Raw genomic sequence first — 18,588 nt, 5'->3', positions numbered from 1 at the left:
CCAGACGGTCTGACCGGTTGGTCAGATTTGGCATAAGCTTTGCAAACGTTCTGTTATTAATCATCAATAAGAATGTTGCACAGAAGGACTATGCCATGAGTCAGGTTATCACCCGCGCGGTACGCGGAAACTTCTTTGATATCCGCCAGCCGGTCACCGGGCCGGAAGAACTTGAAGCCAGCGTGCGTTATATCGAAGACGGCCTGATGCTGATGAGCGGCGGGCATATCGTCTGGCTCGGGGAATGGCGGGAGGGCGAAGCGAGGCTCGCCGGCGCGAGTAAAACCGCCGGGCTGGAAATTGATGATTACCGCGACAAACTGATCGTTCCCGGTTTTGTCGACACGCATATTCACTACCCGCAAACCGAAATGATCGGCGCGTACGGCGAGCAACTGCTCGAATGGCTGACGCGCTACACCTTCCCGACGGAACAGCAATATCACTGCGCGGATTACGCCAAGCGCATGTCGAAATTCTTCATCAGCCAGCTTTTGCTCAATGGCACCACCACGGCGCTGGTGTTCGGCACCGTGCATCCGCAGTCGGTCGATGCGCTGTTTAAAGAGGCGTCTGACATCAACATGCGGCTGGTTGCAGGCAAAGTGATGATGGACAAAAACGCTCCCGACGCACTGCTGGAAACCCCGGAACAAAGTGAAGCCGATACGCGCGCCCTTATTGCGCGCTGGCATAATCGTCAGCGCCTGAGCTACGCGCTGACGCCGCGTTTTGCGCCGACATCCTCGCCCGAACTGCTGCAAAAAGTCCGCCTGCTCAAACAGGAATTCCCGGACGTGTATATGCACACCCATCTCAGCGAAAACGTGGCGGAACTCTCCTGGGTAAAAGAAATGCACCCGGAACATCAGCATTATCTCGACGTTTATCATCAGCATGGTCTGACCGGCGAGCGCTGCGTGTTTGCGCATTGCCTGCATCTTGATGACAGCGAATGGGATTGTCTGAGCGAAACGGATTCGACGATTGCGTTTTGCCCGACGTCCAACCTGTTTCTCGGCAGCGGGTTGTTCAATCTGCAAAAAACCTGGCAGAAGAAAATCCGCGTAGGAATGGGCACCGACGTGGGCGCAGGCACCACTTTCAATATGCTGCAAACGCTGCTCGAAGCTTACAAAGTCGGCCAGTTGCAACGTTACCGGCTGTCGGCATTCGAAGCTTTTTACCACGCCACGCTGGGCGGCGCGCGGGCGCTGCATCTCGATGACAAAATCGGCAATTTCGATGCCGGAAAAGAAGCCGATTTCGTGGTGCTCGAGCCGGGTGTCAGCGCGCTGCAAAAACTGCGCGCGACGAACAGCAAAACGCTGGCGGAGAAACTGTTTGTGCTGATGACCCTCGGCGACGACCGCAACGTTTACTGCACGTACATCGACGGCGAACTGGCCTATGCACGGGACGAACTGTCAGGAGAATCTTGCGCATGATGAACAGCGATACCGGCAGTAAAGTCCGCGTAGCCCGCGAGCGCACGCTGGAAAATATCCATGCGGCCGCGATTGCGGAGTTCAGTGAAAAAGGCTTTCAGGGCGCGACTACGCAGGCGATTGCACAGCGCGCGGGGATCAAAAAAGCCCAGTTGCATTACTACATCGCCGGAAAAGAAGAGCTGTACGAGGAGCTCTTGCAGAAAGTGCTGAAAGTCTGGGGCGACATTATCCAGTTTGACCCGACGCTCAGTGAACCGGAAGCCGTGCTGAGCCGCTACATCCGCAACAAGCTGAGTTTTTCGTTCGACCAGCCGGAGCTGTCGCGAATTTTCACCAGCGAAGTGCTGAGTGGCGGCCATTATTTGCAGAAGTACTGGCCGCAGGCGACGCAGAACATCGTCGGAAAAGAGAACCTGATCCAGCAGTGGATTGCTGAGGGCAAAATCCGCCCGCTGGATGCACGTCTGTTCATCATGCATATCTGGGCGCTGACGCAGTATTACGCCGATTTCGCGGTGCAGGTGAAGCACATGTACGGCAATTTTGACGGCGATGACGTCGCACGGGAACACATTATCGACGAAGTCACCACGCTGATTTTGAACGGGTGCCGGATGGGGGATAACGCATGATCCAGTTTCTGATGAACGGCAGGATCCAGACGGAAAATTTGCCGGACGATACCACGGTTCTCCAGTATTTGCGCCGCGATGCCGGGCGTTGCGGCACCAAAGAAGGCTGCGCCTCCGGTGACTGCGGTGCCTGCACCGTTGTGCTGGCCGAAAAAGAGGGCGACGGACTGAAATACACCACCGTTAACGCCTGCCTGACGTTTATGCCTGCGATACACGGCAAACAGCTGATCACCGTTGAAGATCTGAAACATCAGGGTGAACTGCACCACGTTCAGCGGGCGATGGTCGATAACCACGCCTCGCAGTGCGGGTTCTGCACGCCAGGTTTCGTGATGTCGCTGTTTGCACTGGAAAAGCAAAAACAGACGTTTGAACGTGAGCCGTTTAACCGCGAAAAAGCCCTGCAGGCGTTTTCCGGCAACCTCTGCCGCTGCACCGGTTACCGGCCGATCATGGCGGCGGCTCAGGCGGTGTGTGAAGCGCCACAGGCGGATCAGTTTGACGCCAATACGCAGCATTCGCTTGAAAAACTGCGAGCGATTTCCGCGACGCAGCAACCGGCCACGATTGATCAACTGGCGCAACGGTATCTGGCAGAGCCGGATTCCCGCCTGGTAGCCGGTGGCACCGATCTGGCGCTGGACGTGACGCAACGGTATCAGCACATCCCGAAACTGATTTCGCTCAGCCATGTGGCGGAACTGAAAGACATTACGCTGACCGGTCAGGCTATTCATATTGGCGCTGCGGCGACGCTGAGCGCCTGTCTGCCGGTTCTGCACCGTGAATTCCCGGCGTTCGGTGAGCTGCTGGAGCGTTTTGCCTCGCAGCAAATCCGTAATCAGGGCACGTTTGGCGGCAATATCGCCAACGGTTCCCCGATTGGCGACGGCGGTCCGGTGTTGCTGGCGCTGGGCGCTTCTCTGCTGCTGCGCTGCGGCACGGCGCAACGCGAATTACCGCTGGACGAATTCTTCCTCGGCTACCGCAAAACGGCCTTGCAGCCGGGTGAATTTATCGAGCAGATCCGCATTCCGCGCGTGACGTCGGAGGCGCGGCAGTTGCGGGTTTATAAAGTGTCGAAACGGCTGGAGGACGATATTTCAGCGGTCTGCGCCGCGTTGCAGATTGAAGTCCGCGACGGCGTGGTGGTACATGCGCGCATTGCGTTCGGCGGCATGGCGGAAGTGGCGAAACGTGCCGCACATTGCGAAGCGCAACTGCTCGGGCAGCCGTGGCAAACCGCTACCCTCGAGCGCGCATGTCTGGCGCTGGAGAGGGATTTCACGCCGATCACTGATTTCCGCGCCAGCCGCGAATACCGCATGCAGGTCGCCAAAAACCTGCTGCGCCGCTGCCATATCGAACTGACGTCTCCTGAAACGCTGATGCGGGTAACTCATTATGTCTGAACCGAAACCGTCACTCTCGCGGCAGGAGATGGAACAGCTGTTCCGCGCCGGATTACAAAGCGGGGTGGGCAAAAGCCAGAAACACGAAAGCGCGGATAAACACGTCAGCGGCGAAGCGGTGTACACCGATGACCGGCTGGAGTTTCCGCGCCAGTTGCATCTGGTGCCGCTGCTCAGCCCGCACGCACACGCTGAGATTCTGCATATTGATACCGAACCTTGTTACAGCGTGCCCGGCGTGGTGCGGGTGATGACGGCGGCAGATGTGCCGGGTAATCCGGATATCGCGCCGCTGACCCACGGCGATCCGCTGATGGCGCAGGGCGTGGTGGAATACGTCGGGCAGATTGTGCTGGTGGTTGCCGCGACATCCCCGGAAGCCGCCCGCGCCGCGGTTGCGCTGGCGAAAGTGGATTATCAGCCCCGCGATGCCGTTCTGACCATCAGACAGGCGTTGGAACTTGAGCATTACGTCGAGGAACCGCATCAGCATAAACGGGGCGATGCCGGAATGGCGCTGGCCTGCGCACCGCACCGCTTGCAGGGCGAGCTGGAGATTGGCGGGCAGGAGCATTTTTATCTGGAAACGCAGATTGCGTCGGCGATGCCGGGCGAAGACGGCGCGATGCTGGTTTACAGCTCGACGCAGCATCCGACCGAAGTCCAGAAACTGGTGGCTTCGGTGCTGGATTTGCCGATGCACAAAGTGGTGGTTGATATGCGTCGCATGGGTGGCGGCTTTGGTGGTAAGGAAACACAGGCGGCCGGCACGGCCTGTCTGGCCGCACTCGCTGCGCATCTCACCGGACGTCCGGCGAAAATGCGTCTGGCGCGGCAGGACGACATGCTGATCACCGGCAAACGCCATCCGTTTCACGTCAGCTACGACGTCGGGTTTACGGACGACGGCATCATTCACGGTATCGACCTGAAACTGGCGGCCAACTGCGGGTATTCGTTAGATCTCTCCGGTTCTATCGTCGACAGGGCGATGTTCCATTCCGATAACGCCTATTACCTCGGCGATGCCTTAATTACCGGTTACCGCTGTAAAACCAATATGGCGTCGAATACCGCTTATCGCGGTTTTGGCGGACCGCAGGGAATTCTGGCCATCGAGCATATTGTCGATCACATCGCCCGCGAGCTGGGGATGGATCCGTTGACCGTGCGCAAAAACAATTACTACGGTCAGGAAAGTCGCAACATCACGCATTATCACCAGCCTGTGGGTCAGAATCTGCTGGAAGAGATGACATCGAAGCTGGAAGAGAGTGCGGAATACGCGGCAAGACGTGACGCTGTCACGAAATTTAATCGAAGTAATCCGTACCTTAAGAAAGGGCTGGCGCTGACGCCGGTGAAATTCGGCATCTCCTTTACCGCCAGTTTCCTCAATCAGGCGGGCGCGCTGGTGCTGGTTTATACCGACGGCAGTATTCAGCTCAATCACGGCGGCACGGAAATGGGCCAGGGGCTGAATACCAAAGTCGCGCAGATTGTCGCTGAAGTTTTTCAGGTGGATATCAGCCGCATTCAGATCACGGCAACGGATACCGGAAAAGTGCCGAACACGTCGCCGACGGCAGCATCATCCGGTACCGACCTCAACGGTAAAGCGGCGCAGAATGCGGCAGAAATCATTAAAGCGCGCATGGTGGAAATGCTGATGCGGGTTCATGACGCGGCAGAAAGTGACGTGGAATTCAGCAACGGTCAGGTGCGGGTTAAAAATGAGTATTTCAGCTTTGAGCAGGTCGCCACCCAGTGCTGGCTGAATCAGGTGCCGCTTTCCAGTACCGGATATTACAAAACGCCGAAGATTTTCTATGACCGCAGCAAGGCGGCCGGGCATCCTTTCTATTACTTCTCTTATGGCGCGGCCTGCGCCGAGGTGCTGGTGGATACCCTGACCGGCGAATACAAACTGCTGCGCGCCGATATTCTGCATGACGTCGGCGATTCGCTGAATCCGGCGATAGACATCGGCCAGGTGGAAGGCGGATTTGTTCAGGGCATGGGCTGGCTGACGACCGAAGAACTGGTGTGGAATGATAAAGGGCGGCTGATGACCAGCGGCCCGGCGGCGTACAAAATCCCGGCCATCGGTGATATTCCGCAGGATTTGCGCGTTCATCTGGTGGAAAACCGCAAGAATCCGGAAGACACGGTTTTCCATTCCAAAGCCGTGGGTGAACCGCCGTTTATGCACGGGATTTCTGTCTGGTGCGCGATTAAAGACGCGGTTTCCAGCCTCGCGGATTACCGCGTTCATCCGCATATTGATGCGCCCGCCACGCCGGAAAGGGTACTTAACGGCATCAATCAGCTGCGGTTTTCCGGTGACGTTGTCACCAATGGCGTCAGTGAAAAAACCGAAAAAGTGAACGGATAACGGAGGTTTCTATGCGCACAGATGACTGGGTGACCCGTTTACATGACCTCCGGCAGCGCGGCGAGCCTTGCGTGGTAGCGACGCTGGTTGATCAGCAAGGCTCCACGCCGCGTGATGCGGGCAGTAAAATGCTGATCACCGCCGGTGACCTGTTTTATACGCTGGGCGGTGGAAACCTGGAGTTTCAGGTCACCGCCATTGCCCGCGAAATGTTGCAACAGGGCGCGAAAACCAGCCGGTTAGAGCATTTTTCGTTAGGCGCACGGCTCGGACAATGTTGCGGCGGCATGGCGACTGTTTTGCTCGAACCGCTCGGGCAGCCACAGCCGCATGTGGTGGTCTATGGAGCCGGACACGTGGGGCGTGCGCTGGTGAACATACTCAGTACATTGCCGTGCCGGATCACCTGGGTGGATGCGCGCGCCAGTGAGTTTCCTGTTCACGTTGACCCGCAGATAACCTGTGTGGTGGATGACGAGCCGGAAGGCACCGTGGCGCAAATGCCCGCTGGCAGCTATTTCATGGTTTTGACGCACGATCATCAGCTGGACTTTGCCCTCAGTGAAAAGATTCTGAAACGCGGCGATTTCCGCTACTTCGGGCTGATTGGTTCTGAGACGAAGCGTAAACGCTTTGATTATCGTTTATCCGGCAAGGGGATTTCCGGCGAGCAACTGATGAGAATGCGTTGCCCGGTCGGCCTGCCGGATGTGCGGGGTAAACTCCCCGCTGAAATCGCAGTGGCGATAGCGGGGGAATTTATCGCGGCGTACGGGGCGCACATTGAGACGTTCAGCTGAGTTTTTTGAACTCAATTGTGCCGCCAAGTGCGGCAGCGTAACGGCTCAGCGTAAAGAAAGTCGGAGAGACAACGCCATTTTCCAGTCTGCTGATATTTTGCTTTTTTAACCCGGTGAGGCGGGCCATGTCTTCCTGAGTCAGCGCTTCAGCCTTACGCGTTTCTTTAAGCTCGGCGACCATTTTTTTATGCATCTTGAGTGCCGCGTAAGCAGCGGCAAACTCAGGGTTCTTCATCGCTTCTGCTTTAACTTCACTAAAAGGGATAAGTTTATAGTCGTCATCAACATCTTTCATATTCATTCCTTTTGATATTTTTCATGCGTTCAATTGCCAGTTCCAGATCCTGACGAGGTGTCTTCGCCGTTTTCTTATGCAGGATGTGTACGACATAAATACGTCGTCCCTGCATAAAAAAGTAAAATGCTCTGCCCAAACCATCCTGGGTGGTGACCCGGACTTCGCGCATCCCATTTCCTACATATCGTACCTGGGGATCCTGTAAAGCCGGGCCGTGAAACTCGAGTTCTTCTATTGCATCAACCAAAGAGACATACAGCGGCATAGGCAATTTACGTAGTTCTTTCTGAGCAGCAGGCAACACCGTCACGTCGTACACAGTGGCTTTCCTTGCGGTGGAGTATGATTACGTTTTGTGCAAAGTGGAAGTAATCATTTATGATTATTTTTAAACGGGAACGGGGTTCACATTCTTTCCCGCGCCCGACGCGTTGTGCCATCGCACCCGCGCATCCTGTCGGGTATTTGCAGGGAATTCAGAAGGGCGATCTTTTCCTCCGCGATGTCTCGCAAAAAATAAATGACTGAAACATAAGACAAACCAAACCTTCTCAACCCGTTCATAAAACAGTCACAAAACCGCAGTAATTTGTTTTCTCATTGAACAGGTCATCGCCGCCTTGAGGAAAACACCGACGCATGTCTGCCATCCAGATTTCCCACCTGAGCAAATCCTTCGCCACACAACCGGTGCTTAACGATGTCTCCTTGCATATCCTGCCAGGAGAATTTGTGGCTGTGCTGGGCCCGTCGGGTTGCGGGAAAACCACGCTCCTGCGCACCGTGGCCGGATTTGAAACGGTGAACAGCGGCACGATCACCGTAGGCGACCGTCTGTTTTCTTCGCCCGACGTGCATGTGCAGCCGGAGAAACGTGAACTGGGGATCGTGTTCCAGAATTACGCGCTGTGGCCGCATATGTCGGTGGAAGAGAACGTGGCGTACAGCCTGAAAGTCGTGGGGATGGATCGCAATGAGCGGCGCGTTCGCACACAGGAAGCGCTGGCGCTGGTGGGGTTACGCGATTTTGCCACCCGTCGGCCCTCGGATTTATCTGGCGGGCAGCGGCAGCGGGTTGCGCTGGCGCGTTGTCTGGTGACGCGTCCCGGCGTGGTTCTGCTCGATGAACCGCTGGCAAACCTGGATGTACACCTGCGGGCGGCGATGGAAGAAGAGTTCAGCCGCTTTCACAAACAGTCCGGCGCGACGCTGTTGTATATCACTCATGACCAGCAGGAGGCGATGTCGCTTGCTGACCGCGTGGTGGTGATGAACGAAGGGCGCGTGATGCAGTTCGCCACGCCGCAGATGTTGTACCGCGAACCGGCCAATGAAATGGTCGCCACGTTTATCGATGACGGGCGCGTCATTCCGGTGACGAATATACAACCCGACGGTAACGGCTATGCGCAGGTCGCAATTTTTGGCACCCGCGTCAGGTTGCGCACGGCGGTTTCACAGCCTGCCGTGGCAAAGGCGCAGGCGTGTGTTCACGCGGCAGATTTACGTTTTGCCGAACCGGGCGAAACAGGGATTCCGGCACGGGTTTCCCGGCAGATTTATCGTGGTGGTTACTGCCAGACAGACATCACGCCGCACGCCGCGCCGGAACTCAGATTATCCCTTCATTCTAAAAAAGAGGTTCAGCCAGGTGACAACGTCACTTTTATCATCGCTGACGGCTGGGTACTTCCTCAATGATCCCTTCCCGAAACGCTTCATTCTCAAACCATTTATTCTCAAAAGGACCGGGCTATGCACATTTCTAATACCATCAGATTGAGTTTTTGCGCGCTGTCACTGGCTACCGTGCTGTTCACTTCTGCACATGCAGCGGAAACCGCAGCGGGCAAACTGGTGATTTATACCTCTCAGGCACCGGAAATCGCGCAACAGACGGTCGATGCCTTCAAAGCGGCGTATCCCGACGTCCAGGTGGAATGGACGCGTAACGGCACCACCCAGCTGATGAATGTGTTGCAGACCGAAATGATGGCCGGTGATGTGAAAGCCGATGTGCTGCTGGTGGCGGATTCGATCAATCTGGGTGCGCTGAAAAAAGACGGCAAGCTGATGGCGTACCCTGATGCGCCGGTCAGTCATATCAGCCCGGATTTCTACGATAAAGATAAAACCTGGTTCGGCACTAAAATCATCGCCACGGTCATTGCGTACAACACCAAAAATGCTAAACCGGTCGACAGCTGGATGGCGCTGACCGACGCACAGAATAAAGGACAGGTGGCGGTGCCAAGCCCGTTGTATTCCGGCGCGGCGCTGTATCACCTGCATACGGCCATTAATACGCCGGATATCGGCTGGGCGTTTTATCAGAAACTGGCGGCAAACGGGATTACGCCGGAAGGCGGAAATGGCCTGGCGCTGAAAGCCGTTGCCAGCGGCATGGCGAAATACGGTGTCATTACGGATGCCGATATTATCCGTGCGAAGAAACAAGGCTCACCGATTGATCTGGTGTATCCGAAAGAAGGCGCATCCTTTGTGACGGAACCGGTCGCCATCCTCGCCGGTGCGCATAACGTTCCGGCAGCCAAAGCGTTTGTGAATTTCATGCTCTCACCGCAGGGGCAGCAACTGGTGGCAAAACAGGGTAACCGCCCGATTGATGCCAGCGTGCCTGCACCGGAAGGTTTTGCGCCGCTGAATACAATCAAACTGCTGACGCTCGATTCGGATAAAGCCGTGGCCGACGATAAACAGGTGCGTGCGAAATTCACAGAAATCTTCGGCGGCTGATGGCTGAAGAGAAAGGCAAATGAGCATGATGAGTGAAATCCAGCGCCGCACGGTGGCCGCGCGCAGGCGTTACTGGCCGGGCAGCGAGAAGGCGGTTCTCTGGAGTCTGACGCTGTTGATTGGGGTTCTGTCGATCGCACCGCTGGCGCGGCTGGTGTGGGCGGCGGTGGCACCGCAGGGGATCCCGGATCTCTCGCGGTTCAGCCATCTGCTGGGCACGCGGCGGGTGCTGACCGCAACGCTGAATACGCTGACGATTGCCGTTGTCTCCACGTTGCTGGCGATGTTGCTCGGCACCGTGGCGGCGCTGCTTATCGCGTTAACCAATCTGCGCGGCAAGCAGGCATGGGTTTTCACGTTTATCCTGCCGCTGATGATCCCGCCGCAGGTGACGGCGCTGGCGTGGGTTCAGGCACTTTCGCCGTCCAGCCCGGTTTTGCAGTTCTTTGGAATAAGCCTGCCGCCGGGTTCGCCTTCGCCGTTATATTCGATGAACGGCATCATTATTTTGCTCGGGTTACATAATGCGCCGCTGGTGTTTCTGATGGTGCGTGCGGGGCTGCGTCGCTTACCCGCCGATCTGGTTGAAGCGGCACGGGCAGGCGGGGCGCAGCCGTGGCGTGTTCTGTTTACGATCATATTGCCGCTGGTGCGCCCGGCGATTTTTGCCGGTGCGGCGCTGTCATTTGTGACGGCGGCGGGGAATTTCGGTATTCAGGCGATGCTGGGCATTCCGGGGCGCGTGCCTACGCTGATCACACTGGTTTATCAGCAACTCAATACGATCGGGGCATCGGCGCTGGCGGATATGGCGGTGCTGTCTCTCCTGATTGCCGCAATTACGCTGGCCGGTCTGATGCTCAGCCGGTGGCTGGGCGGACGTCAGGATGTGCGGGTGACCGGTACGCCGCGATCTTTGCATCAGCCGCTCGGGCGCTGGCGTTTGCTGGTTGAGATTATCGTCTGGCTCTGGATGATTCTGACCCTGTTGCTACCGCTTTCCGCGCTGCTGACAACGTCACTGACGCAAGGGTTCGGACAAGCGCTGACACTCAGTAGCCTGACGCTGAATAATTATGCTAATGCACTGTTCGGGTATCCTGCCATCCGGCAAGCATTTTTCACCAGTCTGGGGCTGACGCTGCTCACGGCGGTGATCCTGACCGTCGCCTCCCTGTTTCTGGCTTATTTCCTCAGCTGGCAGCGCACAAGACTGGTGCGGGTGTTGCAGTTATCCACGGAACTGGCTTATGCGTTACCGGGGATTGTGACGGGTATCGCGGCCATTTTGTTTTTCCTCAAACCGCTGCCGATTGTCCACGTCAGCCTGTATGGCACCGTATGGATTATTCTCGCGGCCTATCTTTCCAATTTTATGGCGCTGGTGTTGCGGCCCACGATGGCGGGTTTTGCGCAGATAGAACGTTCGCTCGATGAGGCAGCGCAAATCTTTGGTGCCGGATTCCTCCGGCGGATGCGCGATATCCTGATGCCGCTGGCGGCACCTTCGGCAATGGCGGGCACGATTCTGGTGTTCCTGACGGCGCTCAATGAAATTCAGGTCTCCATCTTACTGGTGACATCCGGCACGCAAACGCTCGGTCCGATGATTGTGTTCCTCGACGAGGGCGGTTCTTCAACGCTTGCCGCCGCCGTCGGGTGTCTGATGATCGGCGTGGTGCTGATCCTGATGTTACTGGCGTCGCTGTTTGCCCGACGTCTGCCGGAAGGTGTATTGCCGTGGCGGGTATGAATAAAGGGTAAGAATTTCGGGAATGCGTGCGGGAATGATAATTATGATGAATAATACGTGCCGTTTTGTTGCGGGTTTGTGCATGATTCACCACTGGACTTCATTTACTAATGACGGGAGTTGACGGCTGGTGATAGTTTGCACGAAAAAACTGCCATAAAGAGGCCATTTAGCATTCCATGAGTAATCCAATTACAACCGCCAAGCAGCTGGAAGTTCAGCGCATTGTCGACGTTCTATCGAAGGCTATTGCTCAGCAGCGTCTGCGTCCCGGCACACGTCTGGTCGAGTCGCAGCTGGTTGAAGCCCTCAACGCCAACCGTAACCACGTTCAGGTCGCGCTACAGCGTTTGTCTATGCAACGCATTGTCACTATCGAACCTAACCGTGGGGCGATGGTGTCGCAGCCCACGGCAAAAGAAGCCCGTGAAGTGTTTATTGCCCGTCGCGCCATTGAACGCGCCATTGTGGAAGGTCTTGCCCCGGCGTGTATCCGGCAGAACCGGCAGCGTATTCAGACACATTTGAACGGTGAGCGTGAAGCCGCGAAATCCGAAGATCGCCGGGCCATTGTGCGTGAACTCAGTGAGTTTCATCTGATCCTCGGGGAAATCTCCGGTAACAGCGTGCTGAGTGAAATTTTATCGAACCTGATGGTGCGCAGTTCGCTGATTGTGGCGCTGTATCAGCGTGCCGACGTCTCTTCCTGCCAGTGTGACGAACATCAGGCGATTATTGATGCGCTGGAAAAGGGCGATAATGCGCACGCTGTACAACTGATGCAGGAACATCTGGACGAGCTCGAAAGGGTTTTGGATCTGGGCGATGAAGCGGCAGGGGAAATCAATCTGCGTCAGGTATTGTCGGATTTGTAGACCAGGAAAAACTGCGCCCGCCGCGGATTTGCGGGCAGGCGCGTTGATCGCTACGACGATTTCAGTGACCGCAACTGCGCGCGGTCATTATAGAAACGCTGATACGCCAGATAACCGGCAATAATCGTCGACAAACTGGCAGTCGCCAGCAGCATAAACGTCACCATAATCTGATATTTAATCGCTTTCACCGGATCGATTCCTGCAAAAATCAGGCCGGACATCATGCCCGGTAAACTCACGATCCCCACGGTTTTCGCCGCATCAATAGTCGGGATCATCGCCGCACGAATGCTGTCGCGGATAATTTTCCCGGAAGCGATTTTTGTCGGTGCGCCCAGACTCAGCATTTCGAGGATTTTCTGCTGATTGTCGACAAAGCGCTGATTCAGGTTGCTGTAGCACAAACCGACCGCCACCATCGCATTCCCCGCAATCATCCCTGAAATCGGGATCACCTGCATCGGCAGGAACTCAATCGATCCGCTGAGGATCAGAATCGTTAACGTCAGCGCCGTGCCGACCGTGATGGCGACAAACGAAATGACGAAACCGTTATCGATATTCTTGCTGCGTTTTTTCGCATTCAGCGCGGCATTGACGCAGATAAACAGCACCATCAGCACGGTTAACAGGCCGTTATTGATATCGAAAATGTATTTCAGGACATAGCCGACAATCACCAACTGGACGATGGCGCGCGCCACGCTCCAGATGATGTCTTTTTCCAGCCCGAGTTTTTCTTTCTTGCTGACCAGCAGGGCGACGACCACCAGAATCAGCGCCAGAGCCAGTGACTGATCGGTAATATTATGCTGATTCATGAGCCGTGCTTCCTTGCGTGTGGCGGGTCAGGGTGATGACGTGTTTGGCGTGGCGGATTTCATTGAGGTCATGGCTGACCCACAACACGGCAAGCCGTTTTTCGGCGACCAGACTGGCAATAATGTCATTGATATTGACCTTATTTTCCTCGTCCAGCGCGCTGGTGATTTCGTCGAGCAGCAGCACATCGGGCATAAACTGCAGATTCCGCAGCAGGGCGACGCGCTGTTTCTCGCCGCCGGACAGTTCCTGAACGTTTTTCGTCAGCATCCCTTCGTCCAGATTCACTTTGGTCAGCCAGGCGCGTAACTGTGTTTCATCCACTTTTTTATGGCGGATCTGGTAAGGCAGCGCGAGGTTGTCGTAGACCGTTTCGCCAAACAGCGACGGCGTCTGGAAGCAGTAGGAAACCCGCTGGCGATACGTTTCAGGCTTAATCCGGCTGATGTCTTCGCCTTTAAAATACAGATTGCCGCCGGTGGGGTTTTGCAGGGACGCGATGATTTTCAGCAACGTGCTTTTTCCGCTGCCGGAAGGACCGGTCAGCAGGGTAAATTCACCGGGATTCAGGGTCAGTGAAACGGGCTCAAGGAGCGGAATATTATTGAGGGTGAACGAAACGTCGTTCAGCCGGAGGAGGTCAGCGGGGTCAGACACGTCAGAAGATCCTTGGGTAACGGGAGGTGTTTTACTTCTTCCCCTCTTTGACGAGGGGAAGGTTGGGATGGGGTCTGGGTTAATGCAGGCCAGAAGGTGTCGTGTGTAAAACCCCCTCCCAACTTCCCCCTTTGCAGGGGGAGGAGTAAAAAAAATTACTGAGCCGGAACGGGTGCAGGCGCGGCAGGCGCTTCCTGTTCAGGCGTTGGTGCTGGCGCTGCTGGCCCGCCCAGAATACCGAACAGACCGGCGAATTCCTGCAACGTCATTTTCTGGCCATTCAGGTCAACCTGATTGTCCGCGTAATGGAAGCTGCTGGTGATGGTGTCATCTTTCACGGTGGTCAGTTTGAACATCTGACCCATCGCGGCCAGACCCTGAACCTGCTGCTGAGCCAGTTTCGCGGCGTCATCGGCGCTGTAGCCTTCGAGCTGCGCAACCTGCGTGGTGACCTGAGTCGCCATTGGCAGTGGAATGTTCAGTGTGGCATCAACCTTATTCACCAGCTGAGACAACATCTGATCTTGCGTCTGTGCTGGCGCTGCGGCCGGATCTTTCAGATCCAGTTGCAGGTTGAACGTGCTTTCGCCTTTGCTGTTTTTCCAGCTCAGCGGAGCAATGCTGATGCTCGGATTGCCCTTAAGCAGCATCGGCAGACCGGCCAGGAGTAAATCGGCGGCCTGTTGCTGATAAACCGCCGGATCCAGTTCACTCTGACGCATCAGCAGTTCACGGGATTGATTATTGTATTTGTCGGCAAACTCTTTGAGCGCAACGCCGTCCAGTTTATCCAGTTTCAGCGTCAGTTTGGCAGAACCGAAATCCGCGCCCTGAACTTTCAGCGCATCGATGGTGTAATCCTGCTGACCATTGATGTTATTGCCGTTTTCAGCGAATTTGCTCACCAGTTTGAAATTGTCCAGTGAACCGGCATCTTTGCCCTCAATGTTGACCAGGATCTGTTTCACTGACAGGTTTTGATCGCCCACGCCAACCTGGAATTTACCCTGGTGGGTGTCGCTGTCCATGCTGAAACCGGCCAGCGTCACTTTTTCAAGCTGACCCCACTGGTTTTTAGACGTCAGGGCGATGCTGTCGGTGTTGGCCTTCAGTTTCATCGCGGTCAGGTCTTTATCGACATCAACGTTGATCGTACCGCCGGAGAATTGCAGCTGACTTTCGTCTTTCTGGTAGGTTACCGGAATGATATCAATCGCCGACGCGCTGGCGCCGCTGTATGACAGACGGGTATCCGCGGTGATCAGCGATTTGCCCTTGGTGACGTCAAACAGACCTTTCAGCGTCGGAGTATTTTGCAGTTCTGAATGCACGGAAGCCATGCTTGGGATCAGATTGAATTTCTTCAGCTGCGCGGCAGGGAACGGGCCGTGATCGATGGTTTCGATAAAGGCAATTTCATCACCGGTTTTCAACACGCTGGTCCCGGCCGTGGCGGCAGCGGCGTCAGGTTGCAAAACAAGACGCAAATTGCTGCTGAACAGCCCGCGATGATAATCCTGATAGCTGACTTTCAGACCGGCTTTTGGATAAGCACTTTGCAACTGGCTATTGGCCGCCGCAATCTGCTCATCCAGATGTTGTTCGATAAGTTTACCCGTATACCACGAGACGCCTGTCCAGGCCGCGCCAAGGACGACAATGACGCTTACAGCGACTATCGACTTCTTCATATCTCTGTTTATCCTTATGAAATATCCCGAAAATAAAAAACGCCTTACGGCGTTAATAGTCTCTTGAGTGTAGCTGAATCAGCAGAAAAATCATCAAATTGGGGCACGCAGCCCCAATTTGTTTCATCTTCGTTTCATCTGACCTTACTTGTTCAGGGTCGTGCTCAGGTATTGAAGACCCGCGCAATACGACCGTTACCGCTGACGGTCACCGGCGATTCGCTGGCTGACAGGTAACAGGATTCACCCGGCAGCAGCGTCAGCGTTTCACCCTGCTTTGACAGCACGCTCTGGCCTTCGATACAGAAGACGATGGCGGCGCTGTCCTGTTGCAGCGTTTGCGGTTCAGCGACAAGCGCATGAATCGAGAAGGCAAAATCTTCGACAGGAATCGGGAAGTTGAGTTCCGCGCCTTTTTGCACTGGCGTGGTCAGCAATTCATTTGCAGGCCTGGCGTTAAATTTCAGGTTTGCCAGCAGCTCAGGAATATCAATGTATTTCGGAGTCAGACCGGCGCGCAGCACGTTGTCTGAGTTCGCCATCACTTCCAGAGACACGCCTTTCAGGTAGGCGTGCGGCGTTTCGGCGAACAGGAACATGCCTTCGCCCGGTTGCAGGGTAATCACGTTGAGCAGCAGCGGAGAGAAGAGGCCGGAATCGTCCGGATAGAATTCAGCAATACTGCGCACGGTATCCCACGGCTCGCCGTGTTGCTCACGGAGTACGGATTTCAGCACGTCCAGCGCACGGGATTTGTCTTCACTTTCCAGACTCAGCAGGCCAGCAAAAAGGGCGCGCAGATGGTCGACGTCGGGGAAATTCAGGAAGCTGGCAATCAGCTGATGCGCACCGGCAACGGGTTGCAGTAAAGAAACGATGTCACGCAGCTCACGGAAACCGTTCATCGCCTGGAAAGGCGTCAGGGCGTAAACCAGCTCAGGTTTGTGGTTAGGATCTTTATAGTTACGTTCTGCGGCGTCAAGGGGAATGCCCGCTGCATTTTCTTTCGCAAAACCAATCTCGGCGGCACCTTTACTCGGGTGAACCTGAATGGAAAGCGGCTGGTCGGCACACAGAACTTTAAACAGGAAAGGCAATTCGCCGAAACGTTTGGCGACTTTTTTCCCCAGTTGCCCTTCAAGATCAGCGCTGATTTGATCACGCAGGGAAAGGGTTTGTCCCTGAGCGTTCTCAACCTGAGAACTGCTCTTCGGATGGGCACCCATCCACAGTTCAGCCATCGGGCGGCCTTGCGGATCGGTGATCCCATAAAGTGTAGTCAGCGCGTCTTTACTGCCCCAGGCGTAATTTTGTACACCGTTATACATCTTTTGCATTGCTTCATCCTGAATAGAAAAGTTCTGGGCATAGTAAACAATGACAAAGCGGGCTTTACAACCAAGATGCCTCAAAAAGTGCGGTTGACGTGAAAACTCGGAGTCGGGATCGATTGGAGTTATACGTCTGCCTTATATGACACTATAATCGATGCATCGTCAGTGAATGCCTGGGACCGCATCCGGCACTCAAAAACCTGCAAAAAAACCATAATTATCATTAAGGAGACTGTAATGGCAGCGACTCGCATTGAAAAAGACTCAATGGGGCCTATCGAAGTTCCGGCAGATAAGCTTTGGGGCGCACAGACACAACGTTCGCTTGAACACTTTCGCATTTCCTCGGAAAAAATGCCGGTGGCCCTGATCCACGCGCTGGCACAGACAAAACGTGCAGCGGCCAGTGTGAATATCGATCTGGGTTTGTTACCCGCAGAGCGTGGCAACGCCATCATTGCGGCGGCAGACGAAGTGCTGGCCGACAAACACACCGCAGAATTCCCGCTTTCAATCTGGCAGACCGGTTCCGGCACCCAGACCAACATGAACATGAACGAAGTGCTGGCCAACCGGGCGAGTGAAATCCTCGGTGGCGAGCGCGGCGAAGGGCGAAAAGTCCATCCGAACGATGACGTGAATAAAAGCCAAAGCTCGAACGATGTCTTCCCGACGGCCATGCACGTGGCGGCGGTGACTGAGCTGCGCGAAAAGCTGATCCCTGAACTGAACGTGTTGCACAAAACCCTTCAGGCTAAGGCCGAAGCGTTTCGCGATATCGTTAAAATTGGCCGTACGCACCTTCAGGATGCCACGCCGCTGACGCTGGGCCAGGAGATTTCCGGCTGGGTAGCGATGCTGGAACATAACCTTAAGCACATCGAAAACAGCATTCCGCATATCGCCGAACTGGCGCTGGGCGGCACCGCAGTCGGTACCGGTTTGAATACGCATCCGGAATATGCCGTTCGCGTGGCAAAAGCGCTGGCCGATCTGACCCAACAACCGTTCGTGACGTCACCGAATAAATTTGAAGCGCTGGCGACTTGCGATGCGCTGGTTCACGGGCACGGCGCACTGAAAGGTTTGGCCGCGTCGCTGATGAAAATTGCCAACGATGTGCGCTGGTTGTCATCCGGCCCGCGTTGCGGCATCGGCGAGATTTCCATTCCGGAAAACGAACCGGGCAGTTCCATCATGCCGGGTAAAGTGAACCCGACGCAGTGCGAAGCAATGACTATGCTGTGCGCGCAGGTGCTGGGTAACGACGTGGCGGTGAATATCGGCGGCGCTTCCGGTAACTTCGAGCTGAACGTGTTCCGTCCGCTGGTGATCCACAACTTCCTGCAATCGGTTCGTCTGCTGGCTGACGGTCTGCGCGGCTTTAACGAGCATTGTGCGGTAGGCATCGAGCCAAACCGTGACCGTATTTCGCAGTTGCTCAACGAATCGCTGATGCTGGTGACCGCGCTGAATACGCATATCGGTTACGACAAAGCGGCAGAAATTGCCAAAAAAGCGCACCACGAAGGCCTGACGCTGAAAGGCTCAGCCCTGAAACTCGGTTATCTGACGGAAGAACAGTTTGATGAGTGGGTGCGTCCGGAAGACATGGTGGGCAGCATGAAAAGCTGATCGTTTCCGGCGAAAAGAGTAAGAATTAAAACGTAAAATGAGGTCCGGATGTCCGGACCTTTTTTGTGCG

The 18,588-nt window shown here is 55.5% G+C and carries 16 protein-coding genes; 10 read left to right on the top strand and 6 right to left on the bottom strand.

What is annotated here, in order from left to right; translation table 11 throughout:
- The first annotated feature begins 95 nt into the window (after positions 1-95).
- Genes guaD through xdhC form a run of 5 tightly spaced genes read left to right on the top strand, consistent with a single transcriptional unit; the run spans position 96 to position 6,693 of the window.
- Positions 96-1,448 (top strand): guanine deaminase, encoded by a 1,353-nt coding sequence (gene guaD / locus BV494_RS06105; RefSeq protein ID WP_104922048.1) that lies wholly within the window; start codon positions 96-98, stop codon positions 1,446-1,448.
- Positions 1,445-2,083 (top strand): TetR family transcriptional regulator C-terminal domain-containing protein, encoded by a 639-nt coding sequence (locus BV494_RS06100; protein ID WP_104922047.1) that lies wholly within the window; start codon positions 1,445-1,447, stop codon positions 2,081-2,083. Before guaD ends, BV494_RS06100 begins: the two co-directional genes overlap by 4 nt.
- Positions 2,080-3,498, top strand: coding sequence for a xanthine dehydrogenase small subunit (xdhA, locus tag BV494_RS06095; RefSeq protein ID WP_104922046.1), 1,419 nt, complete (start codon positions 2,080-2,082; stop codon positions 3,496-3,498). The genes BV494_RS06100 and xdhA overlap by 4 nt, the downstream gene beginning before the upstream one ends.
- Positions 3,491-5,893 (top strand): xanthine dehydrogenase molybdopterin binding subunit, encoded by a 2,403-nt coding sequence (gene xdhB, locus BV494_RS06090; protein WP_104922045.1) that lies wholly within the window; start codon positions 3,491-3,493, stop codon positions 5,891-5,893. The genes xdhA and xdhB overlap by 8 nt, the downstream gene beginning before the upstream one ends.
- Before the next feature lie 11 nt (positions 5,894-5,904).
- Positions 5,905-6,693: a xanthine dehydrogenase accessory protein XdhC gene (gene xdhC, locus BV494_RS06085; RefSeq protein ID WP_104922044.1), complete on the top strand. Its 789-nt coding sequence runs from the start codon at positions 5,905-5,907 to the stop codon at positions 6,691-6,693.
- On the opposite strand, the gene BV494_RS06080 is transcribed toward xdhC, so the two are convergent.
- Both BV494_RS06080 and BV494_RS06075 read right to left on the bottom strand, forming a co-directional pair.
- A complete protein-coding gene (locus BV494_RS06080) occupies positions 6,686-6,988 on the bottom strand; it encodes a helix-turn-helix transcriptional regulator (RefSeq protein ID WP_104922043.1) in 303 nt (100 codons plus the stop codon). The genes xdhC and BV494_RS06080 overlap by 8 nt on opposite strands.
- Positions 6,975-7,310, bottom strand: a complete 336-nt coding sequence (locus BV494_RS06075; RefSeq protein WP_104922042.1) for a type II toxin-antitoxin system RelE/ParE family toxin — start codon at positions 7,308-7,310, stop codon at positions 6,975-6,977. Before BV494_RS06075 ends, BV494_RS06080 begins: the two co-directional genes overlap by 14 nt.
- 320 nt (positions 7,311-7,630) lie before the next feature.
- On the opposite strand from BV494_RS06075, the gene BV494_RS06070 reads away from it, so the two are divergent.
- The 4 genes from BV494_RS06070 (at position 7,631) to BV494_RS06055 (ending at position 12,376) form a co-directional block, all read left to right on the top strand.
- A complete protein-coding gene (locus BV494_RS06070; protein WP_104922041.1) occupies positions 7,631-8,692 on the top strand; it encodes an ABC transporter ATP-binding protein in 1,062 nt (353 codons plus the stop codon).
- 54 nt (positions 8,693-8,746) lie between these two features.
- On the top strand, positions 8,747-9,748 hold the full coding sequence (locus BV494_RS06065) for an ABC transporter substrate-binding protein (RefSeq protein WP_104922040.1): 1,002 nt from the start codon (positions 8,747-8,749) through the stop codon (positions 9,746-9,748).
- Between the two features lie 19 nt (positions 9,749-9,767).
- Positions 9,768-11,501 (top strand): ABC transporter permease, encoded by a 1,734-nt coding sequence (locus BV494_RS06060; RefSeq protein WP_104922039.1) that lies wholly within the window; start codon positions 9,768-9,770, stop codon positions 11,499-11,501.
- A gap of 179 nt (positions 11,502-11,680) precedes the next feature.
- Positions 11,681-12,376 (top strand): GntR family transcriptional regulator, encoded by a 696-nt coding sequence (locus tag BV494_RS06055; protein WP_104922038.1) that lies wholly within the window; start codon positions 11,681-11,683, stop codon positions 12,374-12,376.
- 50 nt (positions 12,377-12,426) lie between these two features.
- Here BV494_RS06055 and fetB read toward each other — a convergent pair whose 3' ends face one another.
- The 4 genes from fetB to manA form a co-directional block, all read right to left on the bottom strand.
- Positions 12,427-13,200, bottom strand: a complete 774-nt coding sequence (fetB, locus tag BV494_RS06050; protein ID WP_104922037.1) for an iron efflux ABC transporter permease subunit FetB — start codon at positions 13,198-13,200, stop codon at positions 12,427-12,429.
- Positions 13,187-13,858: an iron efflux ABC transporter ATP-binding subunit FetA gene (gene fetA, locus BV494_RS06045; protein ID WP_104922036.1), complete on the bottom strand. Its 672-nt coding sequence runs from the start codon at positions 13,856-13,858 to the stop codon at positions 13,187-13,189. Before fetA ends, fetB begins: the two co-directional genes overlap by 14 nt.
- 155 nt (positions 13,859-14,013) lie before the next feature.
- Positions 14,014-15,549 carry a YdgA family protein gene (locus BV494_RS06040; protein ID WP_104922035.1) on the bottom strand — a complete coding sequence of 512 codons (1,536 nt, stop codon included), beginning with the start codon at positions 15,547-15,549 and terminating at the stop codon, positions 14,014-14,016.
- Positions 15,550-15,713: 164 nt separating this feature from the next.
- On the bottom strand, positions 15,714-16,886 hold the full coding sequence (manA, locus tag BV494_RS06035; protein ID WP_104922034.1) for a mannose-6-phosphate isomerase: 1,173 nt from the start codon (positions 16,884-16,886) through the stop codon (positions 15,714-15,716).
- 234 nt (positions 16,887-17,120) lie between these two features.
- Between manA and fumC the strand changes: the two genes are divergently transcribed.
- Complete coding sequence (gene fumC, locus BV494_RS06030; RefSeq protein WP_104922033.1) at positions 17,121-18,518, top strand: class II fumarate hydratase; 1,398 nt, start codon at positions 17,121-17,123, stop codon at positions 18,516-18,518.
- Positions 18,519-18,588 lie beyond the last annotated feature (70 nt).

The organism is Rahnella sikkimica (genome assembly GCF_002951615.1).
Classification (GTDB): domain Bacteria; phylum Pseudomonadota; class Gammaproteobacteria; order Enterobacterales; family Enterobacteriaceae; genus Rahnella; species Rahnella sikkimica.
This window is presented reverse-complemented; position numbering and strand designations above follow the sequence as displayed.